The sequence below is a fragment of the Bacteroides sp. AM16-13 genome (genome assembly GCF_003602705.1).
Lineage (GTDB): Bacteria > Bacteroidota > Bacteroidia > Bacteroidales > Bacteroidaceae > Bacteroides > Bacteroides xylanisolvens.
Map to the genome: position 1 here is coordinate 1 of NZ_QTLK01000014.1, position 20,628 is coordinate 20,628.

At 41.2% G+C, this 20,628-nt stretch carries 23 protein-coding genes; 19 read left to right on the plus strand and 4 right to left on the minus strand.

The genetic code is table 11. The annotated features are described in order from the left end of the window. Positions 1-38: 38 nt before the first annotated feature. A complete protein-coding gene (locus DW173_RS12690; protein ID WP_120144559.1) occupies positions 39-410 on the plus strand; it encodes a DUF86 domain-containing protein in 372 nt (123 codons plus the stop codon). 8 nt (positions 411-418) lie between these two features. On the opposite strand, the gene DW173_RS12695 is transcribed toward DW173_RS12690, so the two are convergent. Genes DW173_RS12695 through DW173_RS12705 form a run of 3 tightly spaced genes read right to left on the minus strand, consistent with a single transcriptional unit; the run spans position 419 to position 1,284 of the window. Further along, positions 419-676, minus strand: a complete 258-nt coding sequence (locus DW173_RS12695) for a hypothetical protein (protein WP_087318912.1) — start codon at positions 674-676, stop codon at positions 419-421. Positions 677-679: 3 nt separating this feature from the next. Continuing rightward, positions 680-1,042, minus strand: coding sequence for a phage holin family protein (locus tag DW173_RS12700; protein ID WP_004313233.1), 363 nt, complete (start codon positions 1,040-1,042; stop codon positions 680-682). Between the two features lie 32 nt (positions 1,043-1,074). After that, entirely contained in the window at positions 1,075-1,284 is a 210-nt protein-coding gene (locus tag DW173_RS12705; RefSeq protein ID WP_004297513.1) for a YtxH domain-containing protein, read from the minus strand. Between the two features lie 200 nt (positions 1,285-1,484). Between DW173_RS12705 and DW173_RS12710 the strand changes: the two genes are divergently transcribed. The 18 genes from DW173_RS12710 (at position 1,485) to DW173_RS12795 (ending at position 19,969) form a co-directional block, all read left to right on the plus strand. Next, on the plus strand, positions 1,485-2,255 hold the full coding sequence (locus tag DW173_RS12710; RefSeq protein WP_004313234.1) for an SDR family oxidoreductase: 771 nt from the start codon (positions 1,485-1,487) through the stop codon (positions 2,253-2,255). Between the two features lie 115 nt (positions 2,256-2,370). Further along, positions 2,371-2,865 (plus strand): SPOR domain-containing protein, encoded by a 495-nt coding sequence (locus DW173_RS12715; RefSeq protein WP_004313235.1) that lies wholly within the window; start codon positions 2,371-2,373, stop codon positions 2,863-2,865. Positions 2,866-3,116: 251 nt separating this feature from the next. Beyond that, positions 3,117-3,941 (plus strand): 3'(2'),5'-bisphosphate nucleotidase CysQ, encoded by an 825-nt coding sequence (cysQ, locus tag DW173_RS12720; RefSeq protein WP_008021977.1) that lies wholly within the window; start codon positions 3,117-3,119, stop codon positions 3,939-3,941. A gap of 11 nt (positions 3,942-3,952) precedes the next feature. Beyond that, complete coding sequence (locus DW173_RS12725; protein WP_008021979.1) at positions 3,953-5,506, plus strand: SLC13 family permease; 1,554 nt, start codon at positions 3,953-3,955, stop codon at positions 5,504-5,506. A 15-nt stretch (positions 5,507-5,521) separates the two neighbouring features. Further along, a complete protein-coding gene (cysC, locus tag DW173_RS12730; protein WP_015531641.1) occupies positions 5,522-6,130 on the plus strand; it encodes an adenylyl-sulfate kinase in 609 nt (202 codons plus the stop codon). Positions 6,131-6,206: 76 nt separating this feature from the next. Then, complete coding sequence (gene cysD / locus DW173_RS12735) at positions 6,207-7,118, plus strand: sulfate adenylyltransferase subunit CysD (protein WP_181981116.1); 912 nt, start codon at positions 6,207-6,209, stop codon at positions 7,116-7,118. A gap of 12 nt (positions 7,119-7,130) precedes the next feature. Further along, a complete protein-coding gene (cysN, locus tag DW173_RS12740) occupies positions 7,131-8,591 on the plus strand; it encodes a sulfate adenylyltransferase subunit CysN (RefSeq protein ID WP_087322492.1) in 1,461 nt (486 codons plus the stop codon). 83 nt (positions 8,592-8,674) lie between these two features. Beyond that, complete coding sequence (locus DW173_RS12745) at positions 8,675-9,781, plus strand: sulfotransferase family protein (RefSeq protein ID WP_004313241.1); 1,107 nt, start codon at positions 8,675-8,677, stop codon at positions 9,779-9,781. 25 nt (positions 9,782-9,806) lie between these two features. Further along, the gene (locus DW173_RS12750; protein ID WP_120144528.1) at positions 9,807-10,775 is read left to right on the plus strand and encodes a PCMD domain-containing protein; all 969 of its coding nucleotides are present in this window, start codon (positions 9,807-9,809) and stop codon (positions 10,773-10,775) included. A 316-nt stretch (positions 10,776-11,091) separates the two neighbouring features. Continuing rightward, a complete protein-coding gene (locus DW173_RS12755; protein WP_004313243.1) occupies positions 11,092-12,231 on the plus strand; it encodes an OmpA family protein in 1,140 nt (379 codons plus the stop codon). Between the two features lie 74 nt (positions 12,232-12,305). Next, complete coding sequence (ruvX, locus tag DW173_RS12760; protein WP_008021987.1) at positions 12,306-12,722, plus strand: Holliday junction resolvase RuvX; 417 nt, start codon at positions 12,306-12,308, stop codon at positions 12,720-12,722. A gap of 43 nt (positions 12,723-12,765) precedes the next feature. Further along, on the plus strand, positions 12,766-13,320 hold the full coding sequence (gene def, locus DW173_RS12765; protein WP_004313245.1) for a peptide deformylase: 555 nt from the start codon (positions 12,766-12,768) through the stop codon (positions 13,318-13,320). A 76-nt stretch (positions 13,321-13,396) separates the two neighbouring features. Beyond that, positions 13,397-15,427 (plus strand): tetratricopeptide repeat protein, encoded by a 2,031-nt coding sequence (locus tag DW173_RS12770; protein ID WP_120144529.1) that lies wholly within the window; start codon positions 13,397-13,399, stop codon positions 15,425-15,427. 82 nt (positions 15,428-15,509) lie between these two features. Next, entirely contained in the window at positions 15,510-17,450 is a 1,941-nt protein-coding gene (gene thrS, locus DW173_RS12775) for a threonine--tRNA ligase (RefSeq protein WP_004313247.1), read from the plus strand. Between the two features lie 72 nt (positions 17,451-17,522). After that, a complete protein-coding gene (gene infC, locus DW173_RS12780; RefSeq protein ID WP_049702997.1) occupies positions 17,523-18,134 on the plus strand; it encodes a translation initiation factor IF-3 in 612 nt (203 codons plus the stop codon). A gap of 68 nt (positions 18,135-18,202) precedes the next feature. Next, the gene (rpmI, locus tag DW173_RS12785) at positions 18,203-18,400 is read left to right on the plus strand and encodes a 50S ribosomal protein L35 (protein ID WP_004326827.1); all 198 of its coding nucleotides are present in this window, start codon (positions 18,203-18,205) and stop codon (positions 18,398-18,400) included. Between the two features lie 98 nt (positions 18,401-18,498). Beyond that, positions 18,499-18,849 carry a 50S ribosomal protein L20 gene (rplT, locus tag DW173_RS12790; protein WP_004297540.1) on the plus strand — a complete coding sequence of 117 codons (351 nt, stop codon included), beginning with the start codon at positions 18,499-18,501 and terminating at the stop codon, positions 18,847-18,849. 358 nt (positions 18,850-19,207) lie between these two features. Then, entirely contained in the window at positions 19,208-19,969 is a 762-nt protein-coding gene (locus DW173_RS12795) for an EFR1 family ferrodoxin (RefSeq protein WP_008774847.1), read from the plus strand. Positions 19,970-19,986: 17 nt separating this feature from the next. Here DW173_RS12795 and xpt read toward each other — a convergent pair whose 3' ends face one another. After that, positions 19,987-20,559 (minus strand): xanthine phosphoribosyltransferase, encoded by a 573-nt coding sequence (xpt, locus tag DW173_RS12800; RefSeq protein ID WP_004311456.1) that lies wholly within the window; start codon positions 20,557-20,559, stop codon positions 19,987-19,989. Between the last annotated feature and the right edge of the window lie 69 nt (positions 20,560-20,628).

Genomic DNA, 20,628 nt, shown 5'->3' on the forward strand with positions numbered 1-20,628 from the left:
TCACTTTAAAGAAAGCTACAAATAGTTACCCCCAAGAAATTTCGGGTGAGCCGAAAATTCTCCAAACGGTGGAAAGGATATTAGCGAACTCGGAAACTATTACCTCTCCTTCTTTTTATTTATTGACTCCGTCTGGGATGGAAAGATTGGAGAGTACTTGTATGTTATTAATAGCTATAGGTGAAGGAGTGAAAGGTGTTGATAAATTAACAGATAAAAAGTTATTATCTTTCTATCCAGGGATGGATTGGAAAGGAGTAATGGGAATGAGGGATATAATCGCACATCATTATTTTGATTTAGATGCTGAAATTGTTTATGACGTGATAAAACATGATTTGCCGAAGTTAAAAGATGTGCTACAGCAAATCGTAGATGATTTGAAAGTATCTAATCAAGCGATTGATTAAATGATTTTTTATTTCAAATTTCTAAAATACGCCCGCACCTTCCGCATAATCTTGATTCCCATCACTACGCCATCAAATACAGCCATACCGGTATTAAACGAACGCATGATTGCATCCGCCTTATTGGTTGCCGGAGCAAGTGGGGCGAATATTTCGCGTGTAGTAGCTGTCATGGCTTTTTTTTGAGCATGGATCTCATTTAAAAGCTTTTTTTTACGTTCGGCAATCTCTTCTAATGTAAATTTCTGCGGGGTCTGCGCATTCATAATTTATTTATTTGAATCAGTTAAAAATAAATTAGCGAGGAAGTTCACCATCGGAGAAATGATGAGCTGCTTGCGGAAAATAATAACTAGGGCGATGAGAACAACATTGATGCCTGCAATGATGGCGAAACTCGACATCAGACCGCCCACTAAAGGCTCCAATATATAAGCAAGAGCAAAAAGCAGATAAAACAGAGCCACCATGCCAAGGATAATAAGTATTAATATCATAATTAACGTGGAAAAAAGTATGGTTAACTTCTCCGTCAATTCTAATTTGGTATATTCTTTTTGAAGCTCTAGATATTTCTTGAACTCGAAAAACAACTGCTGAAAATTCTCAATACTTTTATCGTCTGCAAACATGGTCGCTCTGTTTTTAGTCTTTGATTACTCACTTATTCTGCTATTTCTCCTTTCATCTCCGCAGCAATCTCATCAACGAGAGTTTCCATTTCGCTGCGATTCAGTTTGATTCCCTTTTTACGAAGAATCTCTGCGATTTTGTGACGGGTGTCTTCTCCTTTTTCAGGAGCAAATAAAATACCAAGGGCTGCGCCTACGGCTGCACCACCCAGAAAAGCTGCTAAAACATTCAATCCTTTCATAATGTATAATGTTTAAAATGATTATGATACAACAAATATAACATTTTTATGGAAAGGTTGTTCGTGAAAACTGAAATTTTTTGCTACGTTTTATAATTCTTTTTTTCTTTTATGGTTTAATCTTATTTAACTGACTTTCGTAGCTAACCTTTGAAGGTTAAGGCGTACTTTTGTTTTCGAATATTGTAAATCAAAACATAATGGAAGCTAAGATTGTTTTTATAACCGGTGCCAGTAGCGGAATTGGCGAAGGTTGTGCCCGTAAATTTGCGAAGGAGGGATGGAATCTGATTCTGAATGCCCGTACCGTTTCGAAACTGGAAGAACTGAAAGCTGAACTGGAAGCGACGCATGGTGTACGGGTTTATATATTGCCCTTTGATGTGCGCGACCGGAAGCTGGCTGCCGCCTCTTTGGAATCATTGCCCGAAGAATGGAAGGCGATTGATGTGTTGGTGAACAACGCCGGGCTGGTGATCGGTGTGGATAAGGAATTCGAGGGTAACCTGGATGAATGGGATATCATGATCGATACGAATATAAGAGGATTGCTGGCAATGACGCGTTTGGTGGTTCCCGGTATGGTAGAACGCGGGCGCGGACATATTATTAATATCGGATCTATTGCCGGTGATGCCGCTTATCCGGGTGGGAGTGTGTATTGCGCAACGAAAGCTGCCGTGAAGGCTCTTTCGGACGGACTCCGGATCGATTTGGTGGATACTCCGTTGAGAGTGACGAACATCAAACCGGGAATGGTGGAGACAAACTTTACAGTGGTGCGTTACCGGGGAGATAAGGAAGCTGCCGATAATTTTTATAAAGGGATTCGTCCGTTGACGGGAGATGACATTGCGGAAACAGTTTATTTTGCCGCGTCGGCTCCTGCGCATATTCAGATTGCGGAGGTGCTTTTGATGCCTACTTATCAGGCAACGGGTACTATTTCGTATAAGAAAAAGCCGGAATAGATGTTTTTTTGACGGATTTCTTTGCCGGATGATAAAATTTCTATTATTTTGTTGCCCGAAACTAAATGTAATAGACGAAAATATTGAATTATTAATTAAAACAGAGTATAGGATTATGAAAAAATTAGTCGTATTAGGAATGGGAGTATGCTTGGTGCTAGCATTTGCATCTTGTAAATCCAGCGAAAGTGCCTATAAGAAAGCTTACGAAAAAGCGAAACAGCAAGAATTGGCAGAACCGCAGGTGGAAGCTCCGGTAGAAGTAACTCCGGTGGTTGCAGCTCCTGTGACAACTACTAAAGTGGCAGATACATCCGGCGTTCGTCAGGAAAAGGTTACAGTGGTTTCCGGCAACGAAGGGTTGAAAGATTATAGCATCGTAGCAGGTAGCTTTGGTGTGAAAGCGAATGCTGAAGGCCTGAAAGATTGGTTGGATGGACAAGGATATCACTCTACGATTGCATTTAATGCTGACAAGGCAATGTATCGCGTTATCGTGAATTCATTTGCTGATAAGGCTGCTGCTGCTGAAGCTCGCGACGCATTCAAGGCTAAATATCCGAACCGTTCGGATTTCCAGGGGGCTTGGTTGCTGTATCGCGTATATTGATTTCTTTTTGGTAATATATATTGGAAAGAACGAACGTTTTTTTCCGAATAAGAAGGCGGTAACTGGGAAGTTACTGCTTTTTTATTGAAAATGAGTGACTTCTTCGTTTAGATATTTTTATCTTTCTACTAAAAGAAGTTATAAATGATAGGAGGGAAACTTTTATAGCAAAGAAAGTTTTTACTTTTGTCAATTCTTAATTTGGAGAATGTATTGCCTGAATGTGAATAGGGCATTAATTTAGAGATTGAATGGAACAAAAATATGTAATGGCTGCTATCGACGCGGCTTTAAAAGCAGGTGAAAAGATTCTTTCTATTTATAATGATCCGGCATCGGACTTTGAAATAGAGAGAAAGGCCGATAACTCTCCGCTAACTATAGCAGACAGAAAAGCGCATGAAGCAATTGTGGCTATTCTGAATGATACTCCTTTTCCTGTTCTTAGTGAAGAAGGGAAGCATTTAGGGTATGAGACTCGACGTGAGTGGGATACTTTATGGATTGTAGATCCGCTGGATGGAACGAAGGAGTTTATTAAGCGTAATGGAGAATTTACGGTAAATATCGCTTTGGTGCAGAATTCTGTGCCTGTGTTCGGTGTTATTTATGTGCCTGTGAAAAAAGAACTTTATTTCGGGATTGAAGGTGCAGGGGCTTATAAATGTTCCGGTATTGTCAGTTGGGAAGGTGACGGCGTGGCATTGGAAGAACTGGTTGCGAAATCGGAACGGTTACCTTTGAAGGAAGTGCACGATCATCTGATTGTGGTTGCTTCACGTTCGCACCTGTCGCCTGAAACAGAATCATATATTGCAGATTTAAAGAAGAAACACGGCAGTGTGGAGTTGATTTCGAGTGGAAGTTCTATTAAAATCTGTCTGGTTGCTGAAGGAAAGGCTGATGTATATCCGCGTTTCGCTCCGACGATGGAGTGGGATACGGCTGCAGGGCATGCGATAGCCCGTGCCGCAGGGATGGAAGTATATCAGGCTGGCAAGGAAGAACCTCTACGATATAACAAGGAGGATTTATTGAATCCGTGGTTTGTTGTTGAGCCAAAAAGAGAACACTAAATAATGTTTATATGACATTTGAAATTGTATTTGTACTATTATCCCTATTAGGAATGGTAGCGGCTTTGGTAGCAGACAAGATGCGTCCGGGCATGATACTTTTTTCGGTAGTGGTTTTGTTTCTGTGTGCCGGCATTCTGACTCCTAAGGAGATGCTGGAAGGGTTTAGTAATAAAGGGATGATTACCGTTGCTCTGCTGTTTTTGGTGAGTGAAGGTATTCGTCAGTCGGGTACACTGGGACAAGTGATTAAGAAGTTGCTTCCGCAGGGAAAGACAACGGTGTTTAAAGCACAGTTGCGTATCTTGCCTTCGGTGGCTTTTATTTCTGCCTTTCTGAATAATACGCCTGTCGTGGTTATTTTTGCTCCGATTATCAAGCATTGGGCTAAATCGGTGAATCTCCCGGCTACGAAGTTCCTGATTCCTCTTTCTTATGTGACTATTTTGGGAGGTATCTGTACATTGATCGGTACTTCTACTAACCTGGTGGTGCATGGAATGATATTGGAAGCCGGATTTGAAGGCTTCTCCATGTTCGAACTCGGAAAGGTGGGAATATTCATCGCTATTGCCGGAATTATTTATATATTTCTTTTTTCCAAGCGTCTTTTGCCGGATGCGCGTCCGGACACGGCTGTGCCGGATGAAGAAGTAGAGGAAGGGGAGAAGTTGCATCGGGTAGAGGCGGTTTTGGGTGCCCGTTTTCCCGGTATCAATAAAAAACTGAAGGATTTTAATTTCCAACGTCATTACGGTGCGGAGGTAAAAGAGATTAAAACACGTAACGGACAACGTTTTGTGTCGAATCTGGAGGATGTGGTACTTCACGAAGGAGATACGCTGGTGGTGATGGCTGATGATACATTTATTCCGACATGGGGTGAATCTTCTGTGTTTGTCTTGTTGACGAATGGAAATGAACCGGATACTACCGGAAAGAAAAAACGTTGGTTTGCTTTGCTGTTATTGGTTCTGATGATTGTGGGTGCAACGGTGGGTGAGCTTCCGATAACAAAGGAGATGTTTCCGGATATCAAGTTGGATATGTTTTTCTTTGTGTCTATCACTACTATTATTATGGCATGGACAAATCTGTTCCCTGCTCGTAAATACACTAAATATATTTCGTGGGATATATTGATTACGATTGCCTGTGCGTTTGCTATCAGTAAGGCAATGGTGAACTCCGGCGTGGCAGATAGCGTTGCGAAGTTTATTATCGGATTGAGTGATGATTATGGTCCGCACGTGTTGCTCGCGATGTTGTTTATCATTACGAATCTGTTTACGGAACTGATAACGAATAATGCTGCGGCTGCTTTGGCTTTCCCGCTGGCATTGTCGATTGCTTCACAATTGGGAGTAAGTCCGACGCCCTTCTTTGTGGTGATTTGTATGGCTGCATCTGCCAGCTTCTCAACGCCTATCGGTTATCAAACGAATCTGATTGTGCAAGGTATCGGTAACTATAAGTTTACGGATTTTGTACGTATCGGTTTGCCGCTTAATATTATAACTTTCTTAATATCTATTATCCTGATCCCATTGATCTGGAACTTTTAATAAATAAATCTGTAAATGGAAGAAAAGAACCATATATATCCGATATTTGACCGCATGATGACGCGGCAGGATAAAGAAGAACTTTTAGGGCAACACAGTGTGATGATCTGGTTTACCGGATTGAGCGGCTCCGGAAAGAGCACGATTGCTATTGCATTGGAACGTGAACTCCATAAGCGCGGATTGCTTTGCCGTATCTTGGATGGGGATAATATCCGTAGTGGAATTAATAATAACCTGGGATTCTCCGAAACGGACCGGGTGGAAAATATTCGTCGTATAGCTGAAGTGTCTAAGCTGTTTCTGGATAGTGGCATCATTACGATTGCTGCATTTATCAGCCCTAATAATGATATTCGCGAAATGGCTGCGAATATTATCGGTAAGGATGATTTTCTGGAGGTTTTCGTTAGCACTCCGTTGGAGGAGTGTGAGAAACGTGATGTGAAAGGCTTATATGCGAAGGCACGGAAAGGGGAGATTCAGAATTTTACAGGAATTTCCGCACCATTCGAGGTTCCGGAACATCCGGCTTTGTCACTGGATACTTCCAAATTGACTTTGGAGGAATCGGTGAACCGTTTGTTGGAGCTTGTTTTGCCAAAAGTGAAGAGTATAAAATGAAGAATGAGGAATTAGGGATGAAGAATTAGTATGCGGTTATCAGCAAATTCATAATTCGTAATTCATAATTTTAAAAATAATGGAAGAATATAAATTAAGCCACTTGAAGGAACTCGAAGCCGAGTCTATTCATATCATCCGCGAGGTGGCGGCGGAATTTGAGAATCCGGTGATGCTTTACAGTATTGGAAAGGATTCTTCGGTGATGGTACGCTTGGCTGAAAAAGCGTTTTATCCGGGTAAAGTGCCATTTCCATTGATGCACATCGACTCGAAATGGAAATTCAAGGAGATGATTCAGTTCCGTGATGAATATGCGAAGAAGTACGGATGGAATCTGATCGTGGAAAGTAATATGGAGGCTTTTCATGCAGGGGTAGGACCTTTTACGCATGGAAGTAAAGTGCATACAGACTTGATGAAGACGCAGGCATTGCTTCATGCGCTGGATAAATATAAGTTTGATGCTGCATTTGGTGGGGCCCGCCGCGATGAGGAAAAGTCACGCGCGAAGGAACGTATTTTCTCTTTCCGGGATAAATTTCATCAATGGGACCCGAAAAATCAGCGTCCTGAATTGTGGGATATTTATAATGCCCGTGTGCACAAGGGGGAAAGTATCCGTGTATTCCCGATTAGTAACTGGACAGAGTTGGATATCTGGCAGTATATTCGTCTGGAGAATATTCCGATTGTTCCGCTTTATTATGCTAAGGAACGTCCGGTGATTAATTTGGATGGTAATATCATTATGGCAGATGATGAGCGTTTGCCTGAAAAGTACCGGGATCAGATTGAAATGAAGATGGTGCGTTTCCGTACGTTGGGCTGCTGGCCTCTGACTGGGGCGGTGGAAAGCGGAGCTGCTACAATCGAAGAGATTGTGGAAGAAATGATGACTACCACCAAGAGTGAACGTACTACCCGTGTGATTGACTTTGACCAGGAGGGTAGTATGGAACAAAAGAAACGTGAAGGATACTTTTAATTGTAACTAGTAATGGCAGATAATAAATTAGATATAAAAGCTTTTCTGGACAAGGATGAACAGAAAGACTTATTGAGATTGTTGACTGCGGGTTCGGTGGATGACGGAAAATCAACATTGATCGGACGCTTGTTGTTTGACAGTAAGAAATTGTATGAGGATCAACTGGATGCACTGGAACGTGATAGTAAACGTGTAGGAAATGCAGGTGAGCATATCGACTATGCATTATTGCTGGATGGTTTGAAGGCTGAACGTGAACAGGGAATTACAATTGATGTGGCTTATCGCTATTTTTCTACTAATGGACGTAAGTTTATCATCGCGGATACTCCGGGGCACGAACAATACACACGTAACATGATTACCGGCGGATCTACGGCAAACCTGGCTATCATCTTGGTGGATGCCCGCACGGGAGTGATTACCCAGACTCGTCGTCACACTTTCCTGGTGTCTTTGCTGGGGATCAAGCATGTGGTATTGGCTGTCAACAAGATGGACTTGGTGGACTTCTCGGAAGAGCGTTTTAATGAGATTGTGGCTGACTATAAGAAGTTTGTTACTCCGTTGGGTATTCCGGACGTAAACTGCATTCCTCTTTCTGCATTGGATGGGGATAATGTGGTGGATAAGTCTGAACGTACTCCGTGGTACAAGGGGATTTCTTTGCTCGATTTCCTTGAAACGGTTCATATCGACAATGACCACAACTTTACGGATTTCCGTTTCCCGGTTCAATATGTGCTTCGTCCGAATTTGGACTTCAGAGGATTCTGCGGTAAAGTGGCATCGGGGATTGTTCGCAAAGGCGATACAGTGATGGCACTTCCTTCCGGAAAAACTTCTAAGGTGAAGAGCATCGTGACTTATGACGGAGAGTTGGATTATGCCTTCCCACCGCAGTCTGTGACTTTGACGCTGGAAGATGAAATTGACGTGTCACGTGGTGAAATGTTGGTGCATCCTGACAATCTGCCGACTGTGGATCGTAATTTTGAAGCGATGATGGTTTGGATGGATGAAGAACCGATGGATATTAATAAATCGTTCTTTATTAAACAGACTACCAATTTGAGCCGTACGCGCATCGATACAATAAAGTACAAGGTGGATGTGAATACAATGGAACATCTGTCTCTGGAGAATGGCCAGTTGACCAAAGAAACTTTGCCTTTGCAATTGAATCAGATTGCTCGCGTGGTATTGACTACGGCTAAAGAGCTGTTCTTTGATCCTTATAAGAAAAATAAATCGTGCGGTTCCTTTATCTTGATTGACCCGATCACCGATAATACTTCTGCGGTAGGTATGATTATCGACCGGGTGGAAATGAAAGATATGAGTGACACGGAAGATGTGCCGGTATTGGATATGACGAAGCTGGGAATTGCTCCGGAACATTATGAAGCGGTAGAAAAAGCTGTGAAGGAGTTGGAACGCCAGGGCTTGGCCGTACGACTAATAAAATAGATTGTTAAACAATAATTTGGAAGTTGGAAATGATGGTTTTACTGTCATTTCTAATTTTCGATTTTTAATTTTTAATTAATAAAGTGGGATTACTCGAATTTAATAAACTTCCGATTAATACATTGGTAGGTGCCGACTGGAAGACATTCAAGGCTATTACTGCCGGTCGTGAAATTGATGCAGCCTACAAGGGGAAATATCGATTGACTAAGGCTGTGTGTCGATTGCTTTCTCCATTGGCGTCATTGCAGGACAAGCGTTACGAGAAACTGCTCGCTAATCAGCCGTTGGAGCATGACCCGGTATTTATCCTGGGACACTGGCGAAGCGGAACTACGTTTGTACATAATGTATTCTCTTGTGATAAGCATTTTGGGTATAACACTACTTATCAGACTGTATTTCCTCATCTGATGATGTGGGGACAACCTTTCTTCAAAAAGAATATGAGTTGGCTGATGCCGGATAAGCGTCCGACGGATAATATGGAACTGGCAGTGGATCTTCCCCAGGAAGAGGAGTTTGCTTTGTCGAACATGATGCCTTATACCTATTATAATTTCTGGTTTCTGCCGAAGTATCAGCAGGAGTACGCTGATAAATATCTTTTGTTTGATGACATAACGGATGCCGAATTGAAGGTATTTGAAGAGGTGTTCACTAAATTGATTAAGATTTCTTTGTGGAATACTCATGGTACTCAATTCCTTAGTAAGAACCCTCCGCATACCGGAAGGGTGAAGGAATTGGTGAAAATGTTCCCGAATGCTAAGTTTATCTACCTGGTGCGTAACCCGTATACTGTATTCGAATCTACACGCAGTTTCTTTACAAATACGATTCAGCCGTTGAAATTGCAGGATGTTAGCAATGAACAATTGGAGGAAAATATCCTTTCTATCTATGCAAAGCTTTATCATAAGTATGAATCGGATAAGAAGTTTATTCCGGAAGGTAACCTGATGGAAGTGAAATTTGAAGATTTCGAAGCGGATGCGATGGGCATGACGGAAACTATTTATAAGTCTCTTTCTATCCCCGGATTTGCTGAAGCACGTAGCGATATAGAAAAATACGTGGGCGGAAAGAAGGGATATAAGAAGAATAAATATAAATATGATGACCGTACGATTCAATTGGTAGAAAAGAACTGGGATTTTGCTTTGAAACAATGGGATTATAAATTATAAGAAGAAAAAGAAAGGAAAAGTATTGATGATTCAGAAAAGCATTCATCGCCTGTTGATGACAGGTTTCGTTGCATTTATTTCTTCCTTGTCTTTGATGGCGCAACATAAAGTTGAGGTGATTCCTTTCGGGGACATGGATCAATGGGTGGACCGTCAGATAAAGGAGTCGAGCATTATTGGTGGGAATACTAAGAATGTATATGCGATAGGGCCGACGTCGGTGATCAAGGGAGATCAGGTTTATAAGAATATGGGTGGTTCGCCTTGGGCTACTTCGAATGTGATGGCGAAAGTGGCCGGTATTACGAAAACTAATACTTCGGTCTTTCCGGAGAAGCGGGGAGATGGATACTGTGCTCGTTTGGATACACGCATGGAAAGTGTGAAAGTGCTGGGATTGGTTAATATTACAGTGTTGGCGGCAGGTTCTATCTTTACCGGTTCGGTGCATGAGCCGATTAAGGGCACTAAAAATCCGCAGAAAATGCTGCAGACGGGTATTCCGTTTACAAAAAAACCGGTTGCTCTTCAGTTTGATTACAAGGTGAAGATGTCTGACCGGGAGAATCGTATTCGTGCTACCGGTTTCAGTAAGATTACGGATGTGCCCGGAAAAGATTATCCGGCAGCTATCCTGTTGCTGCAAAAACGTTGGGAAGATGCCAATGGAAATGTGTATGCGAAACGGATAGGGACAATGGTGACTTATTATTATCACTCTACGGACTGGAAAAATAATGTGACTTATGAGATTATGTATGGTGATATAACGAATCGTCCGGAATACAAGGCGCACATGATGCGTCTGCAAGCAACCGAAAGTTATACGGTGAACAGCAAGGGTGAAAGCGTGCCTATCCACGAAGTGGCCTGGGGAGATGAAAATGATGTTCCGACTCATATGTATATTCAATTCACATCCAGTCATGGAGGAGCTTATATCGGTTCTCCGGGAAATACATTATGGGTTGACAATGTAAAACTGGTATATTAACAAAGTATATAGACAAAGAAGAAAAATAGTCAGTGATATTATTTATCATTGACTATTTTTTTTGTTTTAATTCTTTTGTCACAACCCCTTTCAGATGCCTTCTGGAGTTATCTAAGACTTTTATCGCTCTATAAAAATCTATGAATGAATGAAAATTTACGTGTTTTTTTGTTTGTGTTATATTAAATATCTATATTTGCACTAAATTTAGAAAGAAGAATGACGTTTATTGTCTCTTAGTCAGGTGTAGAACATTTGGGTTGTGTATCTATCCTGTAAGACAATTGAAATATATTATTTACTAAAATAAATTGAGATGAAAAAGGGTTTATTGTTTATTTTATTGGCAGCAGCATCTGTATGTCTGCCTGCACAAGAAAAAGAAAATGCAGCAAAGAGTTATAGAGTGGAAACTAACCGCTTTGGTGCTAACTGGTTTATTAGTGGTGGCGTTGGCGCACAAATGTATTTTGGCGACAATGATGGTAAAGCCGACTTCGGAAAACGTCTTGCTCCGGCACTTGACATTGCTGTAGGTAAGTGGTTTACTCCAGGTATCGGATTACGCGTGGCTTACAACGGTCTTCAGGCTAAAGGTGCTACTCCTTATGCTAACGGTCCGCTTGTAGACGGAGGACAGTACTCTAATGGTTACTACAAAGAAAAATGGAATGTTGTTAACCTTCACGGAGACGTATTGTTGAACCTTACCAATATGTTCTGTGGTTATAAAGAAGATCGTCTGTACTCATTCATTCCTTATGTAGGTGCTGGATTCGTACACACAGGTAAAGGTCCGGGTTATGATGAACTGGGTATCAATGCCGGTTTGATCAACCGCTTCCGTCTGTCTTCAGCTTTGGATCTTAACGTTGAATTGCGCGGACTTTTGATGAAAGGCGCATTTGGTAACTCAGGTCCTGAAGGATTGGCTGGTCTGACTGTAGGTGTTACTTACAAGTTCAAGAAACGTGGTTGGGATGCTGTTCCTACTGTACCGATGGTTCCGGAAAGTCAGTTGAACGACATGAGAGACAGAGTAAACGCTCTGAAGGGTGAAAATGAATCTTTGAAACGTGACTTGGTTGAAGCACGTAACAAAAAACCGGAAGTGATCGTTAAGAAAGAAGCTGGTTTCATTCCACGTTACGTTGTTGTATTTAATATTGGAAAGAGCAACATCAGCAAGAGAGAGTATATGAATATCGAAGCTATGGCTAAAGGTATCAAAGCAACTGATAAAGTATTTACTGTAACAGGTTATGCTGATAAAGGTACTGGTTCTGCTGAATATAACATGAAATTGAGTAAGAAGAGAGCTGAAGCAGTTCGTGACCTGATGGTTAATGAATTCGGTGTTCCTGCTTCTCAGTTGAAAGTTGATTACAAGGGTGGCGTAGGCAACATGTTCTATGATGATGCTAAGTTAAGCCGTGTAGCTATTGTTGAAGAATAATATACATTTTAAATAATAGAATAAAAGAGACGTTTCCTTTCACAGGAAGCGTCTTTTTTGTATTTTTGTACCCCATGAGCAGAATAGTAGCAATAGATTATGGAAGAAAGCGTACTGGGATAGCTGTGAGCGATACTATGCAGTTAATCGCAAACGGATTGACAACAGTGCCTACGCATGAACTTCTGAACTTTATCGGTGAATATATGGCTAAAGAACCGGTGGAGCGGATTATTATTGGATTGCCAAAGCAAATGAATAATGAGGTTTCGGAGAATATGAAGAATATAGAACCTTTTGTTCGTTCGCTGAAGAAGCGCTATCCGGACCTTCCGGTCGAATATGTGGACGAACGGTTTACTTCTGTTCTTGCGCATCGTACCATGTTGGAGGCCGGTCTGAAGAAAAAGGACCGCCAAAATAAAGCATTGGTGGATGAGATAAGTGCTACTATTATTTTGCAAACATATTTGGAGAGTAAACGTTTTTAATAGAAGATATTAAATAACTTAATTTTTAATAGAGTATAAAAATATGATTTTACCTATTTATGTATATGGTCAGCCTGTATTGAGAAAGGTTGCAGAGGACATAACACCGGATTATCCGAACCTGAAAGAGTTGATTGAAAACATGTTTGAAACAATGGTGCACGCCGATGGCGTAGGACTGGCTGCTCCGCAGATTGGTTTGCCTATTCGCGTGGTTACTATTACGTTGGATCCGCTTTCGGAGGAGTATCCTGAATTTAAAGACTTCAATAAGGCTTATATCAATCCCCACATTCTGGAAGTCGGGGGCGAAGAAGTGAACATGGAAGAGGGCTGTCTCAGTCTTCCCGGTATTCATGAAACAGTGAAAAGAGGTGATAAAATTCGCGTGAAATATATGGACGAGAATTTTGTGGAGCATGAAGAAGAGGTAGAGGGTTATCTGGCTCGGGTGATGCAGCATGAATTCGATCATTTGGATGGTAAGATGTTTATCGACCATATCTCACCGCTTCGTAAGCAGATGATTAAAGGAAAGCTGAATACGATGTTGAAGGGAAAAGCACGCAGTTCTTATAAGATGAAACAGGTGAAATAAAGATAAAAAACGTTTATATCCCTGTTAAGTAAGCGAAAAGCATTATTTTTGCTTCGTTTACAAGCATAAAATATCAATGGTAAAAAGAATCTTAACAGTTTTATTACTGTTCCCAACGCTGGTGTGTGCTCAGATAAATACGGATCGGGTGATGACTATTGCCCGAAACGCTCTTTATTTTGAGGACTATGTACTTTCTATTCAGTACTTTAACCAGGTTATTAACGCTAAACCTTATCTGTATGAGCCCTATTTCTTCAGGGCATTGGCAAAACTAAATCTGGAGGATTTCCAGGGTGCTGAAACAGACTGTGATGCAGCTATCCAACGCAATCCGTTTGTGGTGGGTGCTTATCAGATTCGTGGTTTGGCAAGGATTCGTCAGAGTAAATTTGATGGAGCGATTGAAGATTACAAGAAAGCATTGCATTATGATCCGGAGAATATTACCTTATGGCATAATCTGACATTATCTCATATCCAGAAGAAAGATTATGATGCTGCGAAAGAGGATTTGGAAAGTTTGCTGAAAGTATCTCCGCGTTATACCCGCGCTTATTTGATGAGGGGGGAAGTGTCCTTGCAACAGAAAGATACGATTGCTGCTTTGAACGACTTCAATAAGGCTCTTGAACTGGATAAATATGATCCGGACGCATGGTCTGCAAGAGCGATCGTTAAATTACAGCAGGCTAAGTATGCGGAAGCTGAAGCGGATCTCAACCGTGCTATTCCTTTGAGCGCTAAGAATGCGGGAAATTATATAAACCGTGCATTGGCACGCTTTCATCAGAATAATTTGAGAGGCGCTATGAGCGATTATGATCTGGCGTTGGATATTGATCCGAATAACTTTATCGGTCATTATAACCGTGGTTTGTTGCGTGCTCGGGTAGGAGATGACAACCGGGCTATTGAAGATTTTGATTTTGTCATCAAGATGGAACCGGATAATATGATGGCTGTCTTTAACCGTGGATTGCTACGTGCTCAAACGGGTGATTATCGCGGGGCAATACAAGATTACACAACTGTTATCAACCAGTATCCGAACTTCCTTGCCGGATATTACCAGCGTTCGGAAGCTCGCAGAAAGATTGGCGACAAGAAAGGAGCAGAGCAGGACGAGTTTAAAGTCATGAAAGCTCAGATAGATAAGCAAAACGGTGTGACGAATAAAGATGTAGCACAGAATAAGGATAAGGAAAACGAAGAGGAAGGCGGAGAGAAGACCCGTAAGAAATCGGATAAGAATATGAATAACTATCGTAAGATAGTGATTGCCGATGATTCCGAAGCTGAACAACGCTATACAAGTGATTATCGTGGACGTGTGCAGGATAAGAACGTAAATATAAAACTGGAACCGATGTTCGCTTTGACTTATTATGAGAAGATGAGTGACGTGAAGCGTTCGGTGAACTTTCACAAATATATTGAGGATTTAAACCGTACGGGTATACTTCCGAAACGTCTTCGCATCACGAATATGGAAGCTCCGTTGACGGAAGAACAGGTGAAAGTGCATTTTGCCTTGATCGATACACATACATCGGCTATTGTGGAAGATGAAAAGAATGCCTCAAAACGTTTTGCTCGTGCAATTGATTTTTATTTGGTGCAGGACTTCTCGAGTGCAGTTTCTGATTTGACTCAGACAATCTTGCTGGATGGTGATTTCTTCCCGGCATATTTTATGCGTGCATTGATTCGTTGTAAACAGTTGGAATATCAGAAAGCGGAACAAGCTGTCGAAACAGATGTTGTTCCTGGTGATAATAAGCGTAAAGAGATTACCGCGGTAGATTATGAGGTAGTCAGAAAAGATTTGGACAAGGTGATTAATCTGGCTCCGGACTTTGTATATGCATATTATAATCGTGCCAATGTTTCTGCCATGTTGAAAGATTACCGGGCTGCAATTGTCGACTATGATAAGGCGATCGAGCTGAATCCTGATTTTGCAGACGCTTACTTCAATCGTGGACTGACTCATATTTTCTTAGGAAATAATAAGCTGGGTATTTCTGATTTGAGTAAAGCCGGTGAGTTGGGGATTATTTCTGCTTATAATGTTATCAAACGTTTTACAGATCAATCGGAATAACATTTTTTTGATAAAAAATAGAAAACTCAAAAGATTTAGTTACTTTTGCGTTCAAATTATGAAAATATAACATCATCATATTATGATAAAGATAACATTTCCCGATGGCTCCGTTCGTGAATATAACGAAGGAGTGAACGGTTTACAGATTGCTGAAAGTATCAGCTCGCGTCTGGCACAGGAAGTGCTGGCATGTGGAGTGAACGGCGAGACTTATGATTTAGGACGTCCTATTAATGAAGATGCTAATTTTGTTCTTTATAAATGGGATGATGAAGAAGGTAAACATGCGTTTTGGCATACAAGTGCACACTTGCTGGCGGAAGCTTTGCAGGAACTTTATCCGGGTATCCAGTTTGGTATCGGACCGGCTATCGAGAACGGATTCTACTATGATGTGGATCCGGGTGAAGCTGTGATTAAAGAAAGCGACCTTCCAGCCATTGAAGCTAAAATGTTGGAACTGGCTGCAAAGAAAGAAGAGGTAGTCAGAAAAAGCATCGCAAAGACAGATGCTCTGAAAATGTTTGGCGATCGTGGCGAAACATACAAATGTGAATTGATCTCTGAACTGGAAGACGGACACATTACAACTTATACCCAGGGTGCATTTACTGACCTTTGTCGTGGTCCTCACTTGATGACGACTGCTCCGATCAAGGCTATCAAGTTGACTTCAGTGGCTGGTGCTTACTGGCGCGGTCATGAAGATCGTAAGATGCTGACCCGTATTTATGGTATCACGTTCCCGAAGAAAAAAATGCTGGATGAATATCTGATATTGCTGGAAGAAGCGAAGAAGCGTGACCACCGTAAGATCGGTAAGGAGATGCAGTTGTTTATGTTCTCCGAAACTGTAGGTAAGGGACTTCCTATGTGGTTGCCAAAAGGTACTGCATTGCGTCTGCGTCTGCAAGAGTTCTTGCGTCGTATTCAGACACGTTACGATTATCAGGAAGTAATCACTCCGCCAATTGGTAATAAATTGCTGTATGTGACTTCAGGTCACTATGCAAAATATGGTAAGGATGCATTCCAGCCTATTCATACTCCGGAAGAGGGTGAAGAGTATTTCTTGAAACCAATGAACTGCCCTCACCACTGTGAGATTTACAAGAACTTCCCACGTTCATATAAGGACCTTCCATTGCGTATTGCAGAATTTGGTACGGTTTGTCGTTATGAACAAAGTGGTGAGTTACATGGTTTAACTCGTGTACGTAGCTTTACACAGGATGATGCGCATATCTTCTGCCGTCCGGAACAAGTGAAAGATGAATTCCTTCGTGTGATGGATATCATATCTATCGTGTTCCGTTCTATGGATTTCCAGAATTTTGAAGCACAGATATCCTTGCGTGATAAAGTGAACCGTGAAAAGTACATCGGTAGCGATGATAACTGGGAGAAGGCTGAACAGGCTATTATCGAGGCTTGTGCGGAAAAAGGATTGCCTGCTAAGATTGAGTATGGAGAAGCAGCTTTCTATGGTCCTAAACTTGACTTTATGGTGAAAGACGCTATCGGTCGTCGTTGGCAGCTGGGTACGATCCAGGTTGACTACAACTTGCCGGAACGTTTTGAACTTGAATATATGGGTTCTGACAATCAGAAGCATCGCCCGGTAATGATTCACCGTGCTCCGTTCGGATCAATGGAACGTTTTGTTGCCGTACTGATTGAACATACTGCCGGTAAATTCCCATTGTGGCTGACACCGGAACAGGTAGTTATTCTGCCAATCAGTGAGAAGTTCAATGAATATGCAGAGCAGGTGAAGATGTATCTGAAGATACACGAAATCCGTGCGATTGTAGATGATCGTAACGAGAAGATCGGCCGTAAGATTCGTGATAATGAGATGAAACGTATTCCTTATATGCTGATTGTCGGCGAAAAAGAAGCAGAAAATGGAGAAGTTTCTGTTCGTAGACAAGGCGAAGGTGACAAAGGAACTATGAAATTTGAAGAATTTGCTAAAATTTTGAACGAAGAAGTTCAGAATATGATAAATAAATGGTAACTTTGCAGCCGTTTCAGAATAAAATATTTAGTATAACAATAAAAAGATCAAACTAGGAAGTAAACGTTTTTAATGAAGAATGACACTCTAAAAGGGCAATACAGAATCAATGAACAGATTCGTGCCAAGGAAGTTCGCATAGTAAGCGATGATATTGAACCGAAAGTATATCCAATCTTTCAGGCTCTGAAAATGGCTGAAGAGAGAGAATTGGATTTAGTGGAAATTTCTCCTAATGCTCAACCCCCTGTTTGTCGTATTATTGATTATTCTAAATTTCTTTATCAATTAAAGAAACGCCAGAAGGAACAGAAAGCGAAGCAGGTTAAGGTTAATGTGAAGGAAATCCGTTTCGGACCCCAGACAGACGACCATGATTACAACTTTAAGTTGAAGCATGCTAAAGGATTTTTGGAAGATGGCGATAAGGTGAAGGCTTATGTATTCTTTAAAGGTCGCTCCATCCTTTTCAAGGAGCAAGGTGAAGTGCTTTTGCTTCGTTTTGCAAATGACTTGGAAGACTACGCTAAAGTAGATCAAATGCCGATACTGGAAGGTAAGCGCATGACTATTCAGCTTTCTCCGAAAAAGAAAGAAGCTCCTAAAAAGCCGGCAACAGCTGGAGCACCGAAACCTGCTGCTCCTGCACAAAAAGCAGAGAAGCCGGAAAAGGGCGAAGAATAAGAAAAGATGCGTAACGCGCAGGTATAGTGCGTTGCCATTATATATTTAATAATTTAAAAACAAGTAAGATGCCAAAGATGAAGACTAACTCCGGTTCTAAAAAAAGGTTTACCCTTACCGGAACAGGTAAAATCAAAAGAAAGCACGCTTTTCACAGTCACATTTTGACTAAGAAAACTAAGAAGAGAAAAAGAAATCTGTGCTACTCTACAACTGTTGATACAACAAATGTAAGCCAGGTTAAGGAACTCTTAGCAATGAAGTAATCAAAAGCGTAAAAGTATTATTAAAGTATTAACCGAATGCATTAGCCTGAAGTTCGCTGCGTGAAGTAGCGGCGCTAACATTCAAAAAAAGTAAAACTATGCCAAGATCAGTAAATCATGTTGCTTCAAAAGCAAGAAGAAAGAAAATTTTGAAATTAACCAGAGGTTACTTTGGTGCAAGAAAGAATGTATGGACCGTAGCTAAAAACACTTGGGAAAAGGGTTTGACTTACGCGTTCCGTGACCGTAGAAATAAGAAAAGAAACTTCCGCGCTCTTTGGATACAACGTATCAACGCTGCTGCACGTCTTGAAGGAATGTCTTATTCTAAATTGATGGGCGGTCTGCACAAAGCCGGTATTGAAATAAACCGTAAGGTTTTGGCTGATTTAGCTATGAATCACCCGGAAGCTTTCAAAGCTGTAGTTGCAAAAGCAAAAGCTGCTTAAGCATCAATAGTTTACGAGTTACAAAGTGTCAGTTACTAAGCTAGTAACTGGCACTTTTCTTTTGTTAGGCAGATGAAAGGGAATAAAAAAAATGTTAGTTGGCAAACAAAATCCTTTTTTTTCTTGTTAGTTTCATGTATTCTTATTACATTTGTGATACAAAAATATTAGCCGTATCGACTGGATCGGGAAACTCTTCAAATTAATCTGATGCACCGAGAAAGCTTCGTTCTTCAATGGCGGGCCACATCCTTCGGGACAGCTTTAAGCCGGTGGATTACAAAGAGGGCGAGCGCTCAAATCTTGTTCTATCAGAGTTTCATCACATCGTCGATGCGGCTTTTTTATATACTTTTCTATGATATTCTATTTCTCCGGTACAGGTAATTCTAAATGGATTGCAAATCAGCTTTCCAAAGAGCAAAAAGAAGAATTGTTTTTTATTCCCGATGCGTTAAAGAACAGAACGTTTGAGTTTTGTTTGCGGAAAGATGAAAAGATCGGTTTTGTATTTCCTGTCTATTCGTGGGCGCCTCCTGCAATCGTACTTAATTTTATTCGGCAACTCTCTTTAAAGGGGTATAAAAGACAATATTTGTTTTTTGTTTGTTCCTGTGGGGATGATACCGGGCTTACGCAGCAGGTGCTGGAGAAGGCTTTGAGTCATAAAGGCTGGAAGTGTCATGCAGGCTTTTCTGTGACTATGCCCAATAATTATGTATTGCTTCCCGGTTTTGACGTAGATAAGAAAGAACTAGAGGAGAAAAAACTGGCAGATGCTATTCCGACTGTCAATCAAATTAATGCTTCAATAAGTAGGAGGGAAGAGTTGTTTCTTTGTCATGAAGGGAGTATTCCTTTTATTAAGACGAGGATTATCAATCCTTTATTTAATCGCTTTCAGATGTCTCCCGAGAATTTTTATACTACGGATGCTTGTATTGGATGTAGGCGTTGTGAGAAGAGTTGTCCGGTAGGGAATATTATGATGATGGGCAGAAAGCCTGTTTGGGGGATGGATTGCACCTCATGCCTGGCATGTTATCATGTTTGTCCGCAGCATGCGGTGCAATATGGGAAAAGAACGAAAGATAAAGGGCAGTATTTCAATCCTAATTAATCTACTCGCCAATTAATCTACTCGTCTTTGATTTTAATGCAGCAATTGGATAAATCTTCAATGATAGCCAGGCTTTCTACTCTGACGCCTTGCTCCTCAAGTTTTTTACGCCCATTTTGGAAGGCTTTTTCAATAATGAATCCCATTCCTACCAAATTTGCTCCGGATTGCTTGATGAGGTCGATAATGCCTAATGCGGCATTGCCATACGCGAGGAAGTCATCCACGAAAAGAACATTGTCATTTGGAGTGAGGAAATCGGCACTGATAACGACTTCATAATCACGATCTTTAGTGAATGAGTGCACAGTGGTGCTTAGTGCATTCTGGATGGTTTTAGGAGACTTCTTCTTTGCAAATACAACTGGTAAATCCATCAGGTAGCCTGTCATGATAGCCGGGGCGATGCCACTGGCTTCGATTGTCATAATCTTATTTACGTTTGTGGCTGCAAAACGACGGACAAACTCGACTCCGATTGATTTCATCAGGACAGGGTCCATTTGATGATTAATAAAACCGTCTACTTTCAGGATACCTCCTTCGTAGCATTTTCCGTCTTGCAGAATTCTTTTTTTAAGTAATTGCATGCTGTATGATATTAATTAATAATGTGCTAATATTCCATTCCGCATGGTGAAAACGGCGGTTGGTATATT

What these genes read in the sequence shown, in the direction of transcription:
- DW173_RS12695 (WP_087318912.1), bottom strand. Translation starts at nt 676, where the DNA reads ATGAATGCGCAGACCCCGCAGAAATTTACATTAGAAGAGATTGCCGAA.
- DW173_RS12700 (WP_004313233.1), bottom strand. Translation starts at nt 1,042, where the DNA reads ATGTTTGCAGACGATAAAAGTATTGAGAATTTTCAGCAGTTGTTTTTC.
- DW173_RS12705 (WP_004297513.1), bottom strand. Translation starts at nt 1,284, where the DNA reads ATGAAAGGATTGAATGTTTTAGCAGCTTTTCTGGGTGGTGCAGCCGTA.
- DW173_RS12710 (WP_004313234.1), top strand. Translation starts at nt 1,485, where the DNA reads ATGGAAGCTAAGATTGTTTTTATAACCGGTGCCAGTAGCGGAATTGGC.
- DW173_RS12715 (WP_004313235.1), top strand. Translation starts at nt 2,371, where the DNA reads ATGAAAAAATTAGTCGTATTAGGAATGGGAGTATGCTTGGTGCTAGCA.
- cysQ (WP_008021977.1), top strand. Translation starts at nt 3,117, where the DNA reads ATGGAACAAAAATATGTAATGGCTGCTATCGACGCGGCTTTAAAAGCA.
- DW173_RS12725 (WP_008021979.1), top strand. Translation starts at nt 3,953, where the DNA reads ATGACATTTGAAATTGTATTTGTACTATTATCCCTATTAGGAATGGTA.
- cysC (WP_015531641.1), top strand. Translation starts at nt 5,522, where the DNA reads ATGGAAGAAAAGAACCATATATATCCGATATTTGACCGCATGATGACG.
- cysN (WP_087322492.1), top strand. Translation starts at nt 7,131, where the DNA reads ATGGCAGATAATAAATTAGATATAAAAGCTTTTCTGGACAAGGATGAA.
- DW173_RS12750 (WP_120144528.1), top strand. Translation starts at nt 9,807, where the DNA reads ATGATTCAGAAAAGCATTCATCGCCTGTTGATGACAGGTTTCGTTGCA.
- DW173_RS12755 (WP_004313243.1), top strand. Translation starts at nt 11,092, where the DNA reads ATGAAAAAGGGTTTATTGTTTATTTTATTGGCAGCAGCATCTGTATGT.
- ruvX (WP_008021987.1), top strand. Translation starts at nt 12,306, where the DNA reads ATGAGCAGAATAGTAGCAATAGATTATGGAAGAAAGCGTACTGGGATA.
- def (WP_004313245.1), top strand. Translation starts at nt 12,766, where the DNA reads ATGATTTTACCTATTTATGTATATGGTCAGCCTGTATTGAGAAAGGTT.
- DW173_RS12770 (WP_120144529.1), top strand. Translation starts at nt 13,397, where the DNA reads ATGGTAAAAAGAATCTTAACAGTTTTATTACTGTTCCCAACGCTGGTG.
- thrS (WP_004313247.1), top strand. Translation starts at nt 15,510, where the DNA reads ATGATAAAGATAACATTTCCCGATGGCTCCGTTCGTGAATATAACGAA.
- infC (WP_049702997.1), top strand. Translation starts at nt 17,523, where the DNA reads ATGAAGAATGACACTCTAAAAGGGCAATACAGAATCAATGAACAGATT.
- rpmI (WP_004326827.1), top strand. Translation starts at nt 18,203, where the DNA reads ATGCCAAAGATGAAGACTAACTCCGGTTCTAAAAAAAGGTTTACCCTT.
- rplT (WP_004297540.1), top strand. Translation starts at nt 18,499, where the DNA reads ATGCCAAGATCAGTAAATCATGTTGCTTCAAAAGCAAGAAGAAAGAAA.
- DW173_RS12795 (WP_008774847.1), top strand. Translation starts at nt 19,208, where the DNA reads ATGATATTCTATTTCTCCGGTACAGGTAATTCTAAATGGATTGCAAAT.
- xpt (WP_004311456.1), bottom strand. Translation starts at nt 20,559, where the DNA reads ATGCAATTACTTAAAAAAAGAATTCTGCAAGACGGAAAATGCTACGAA.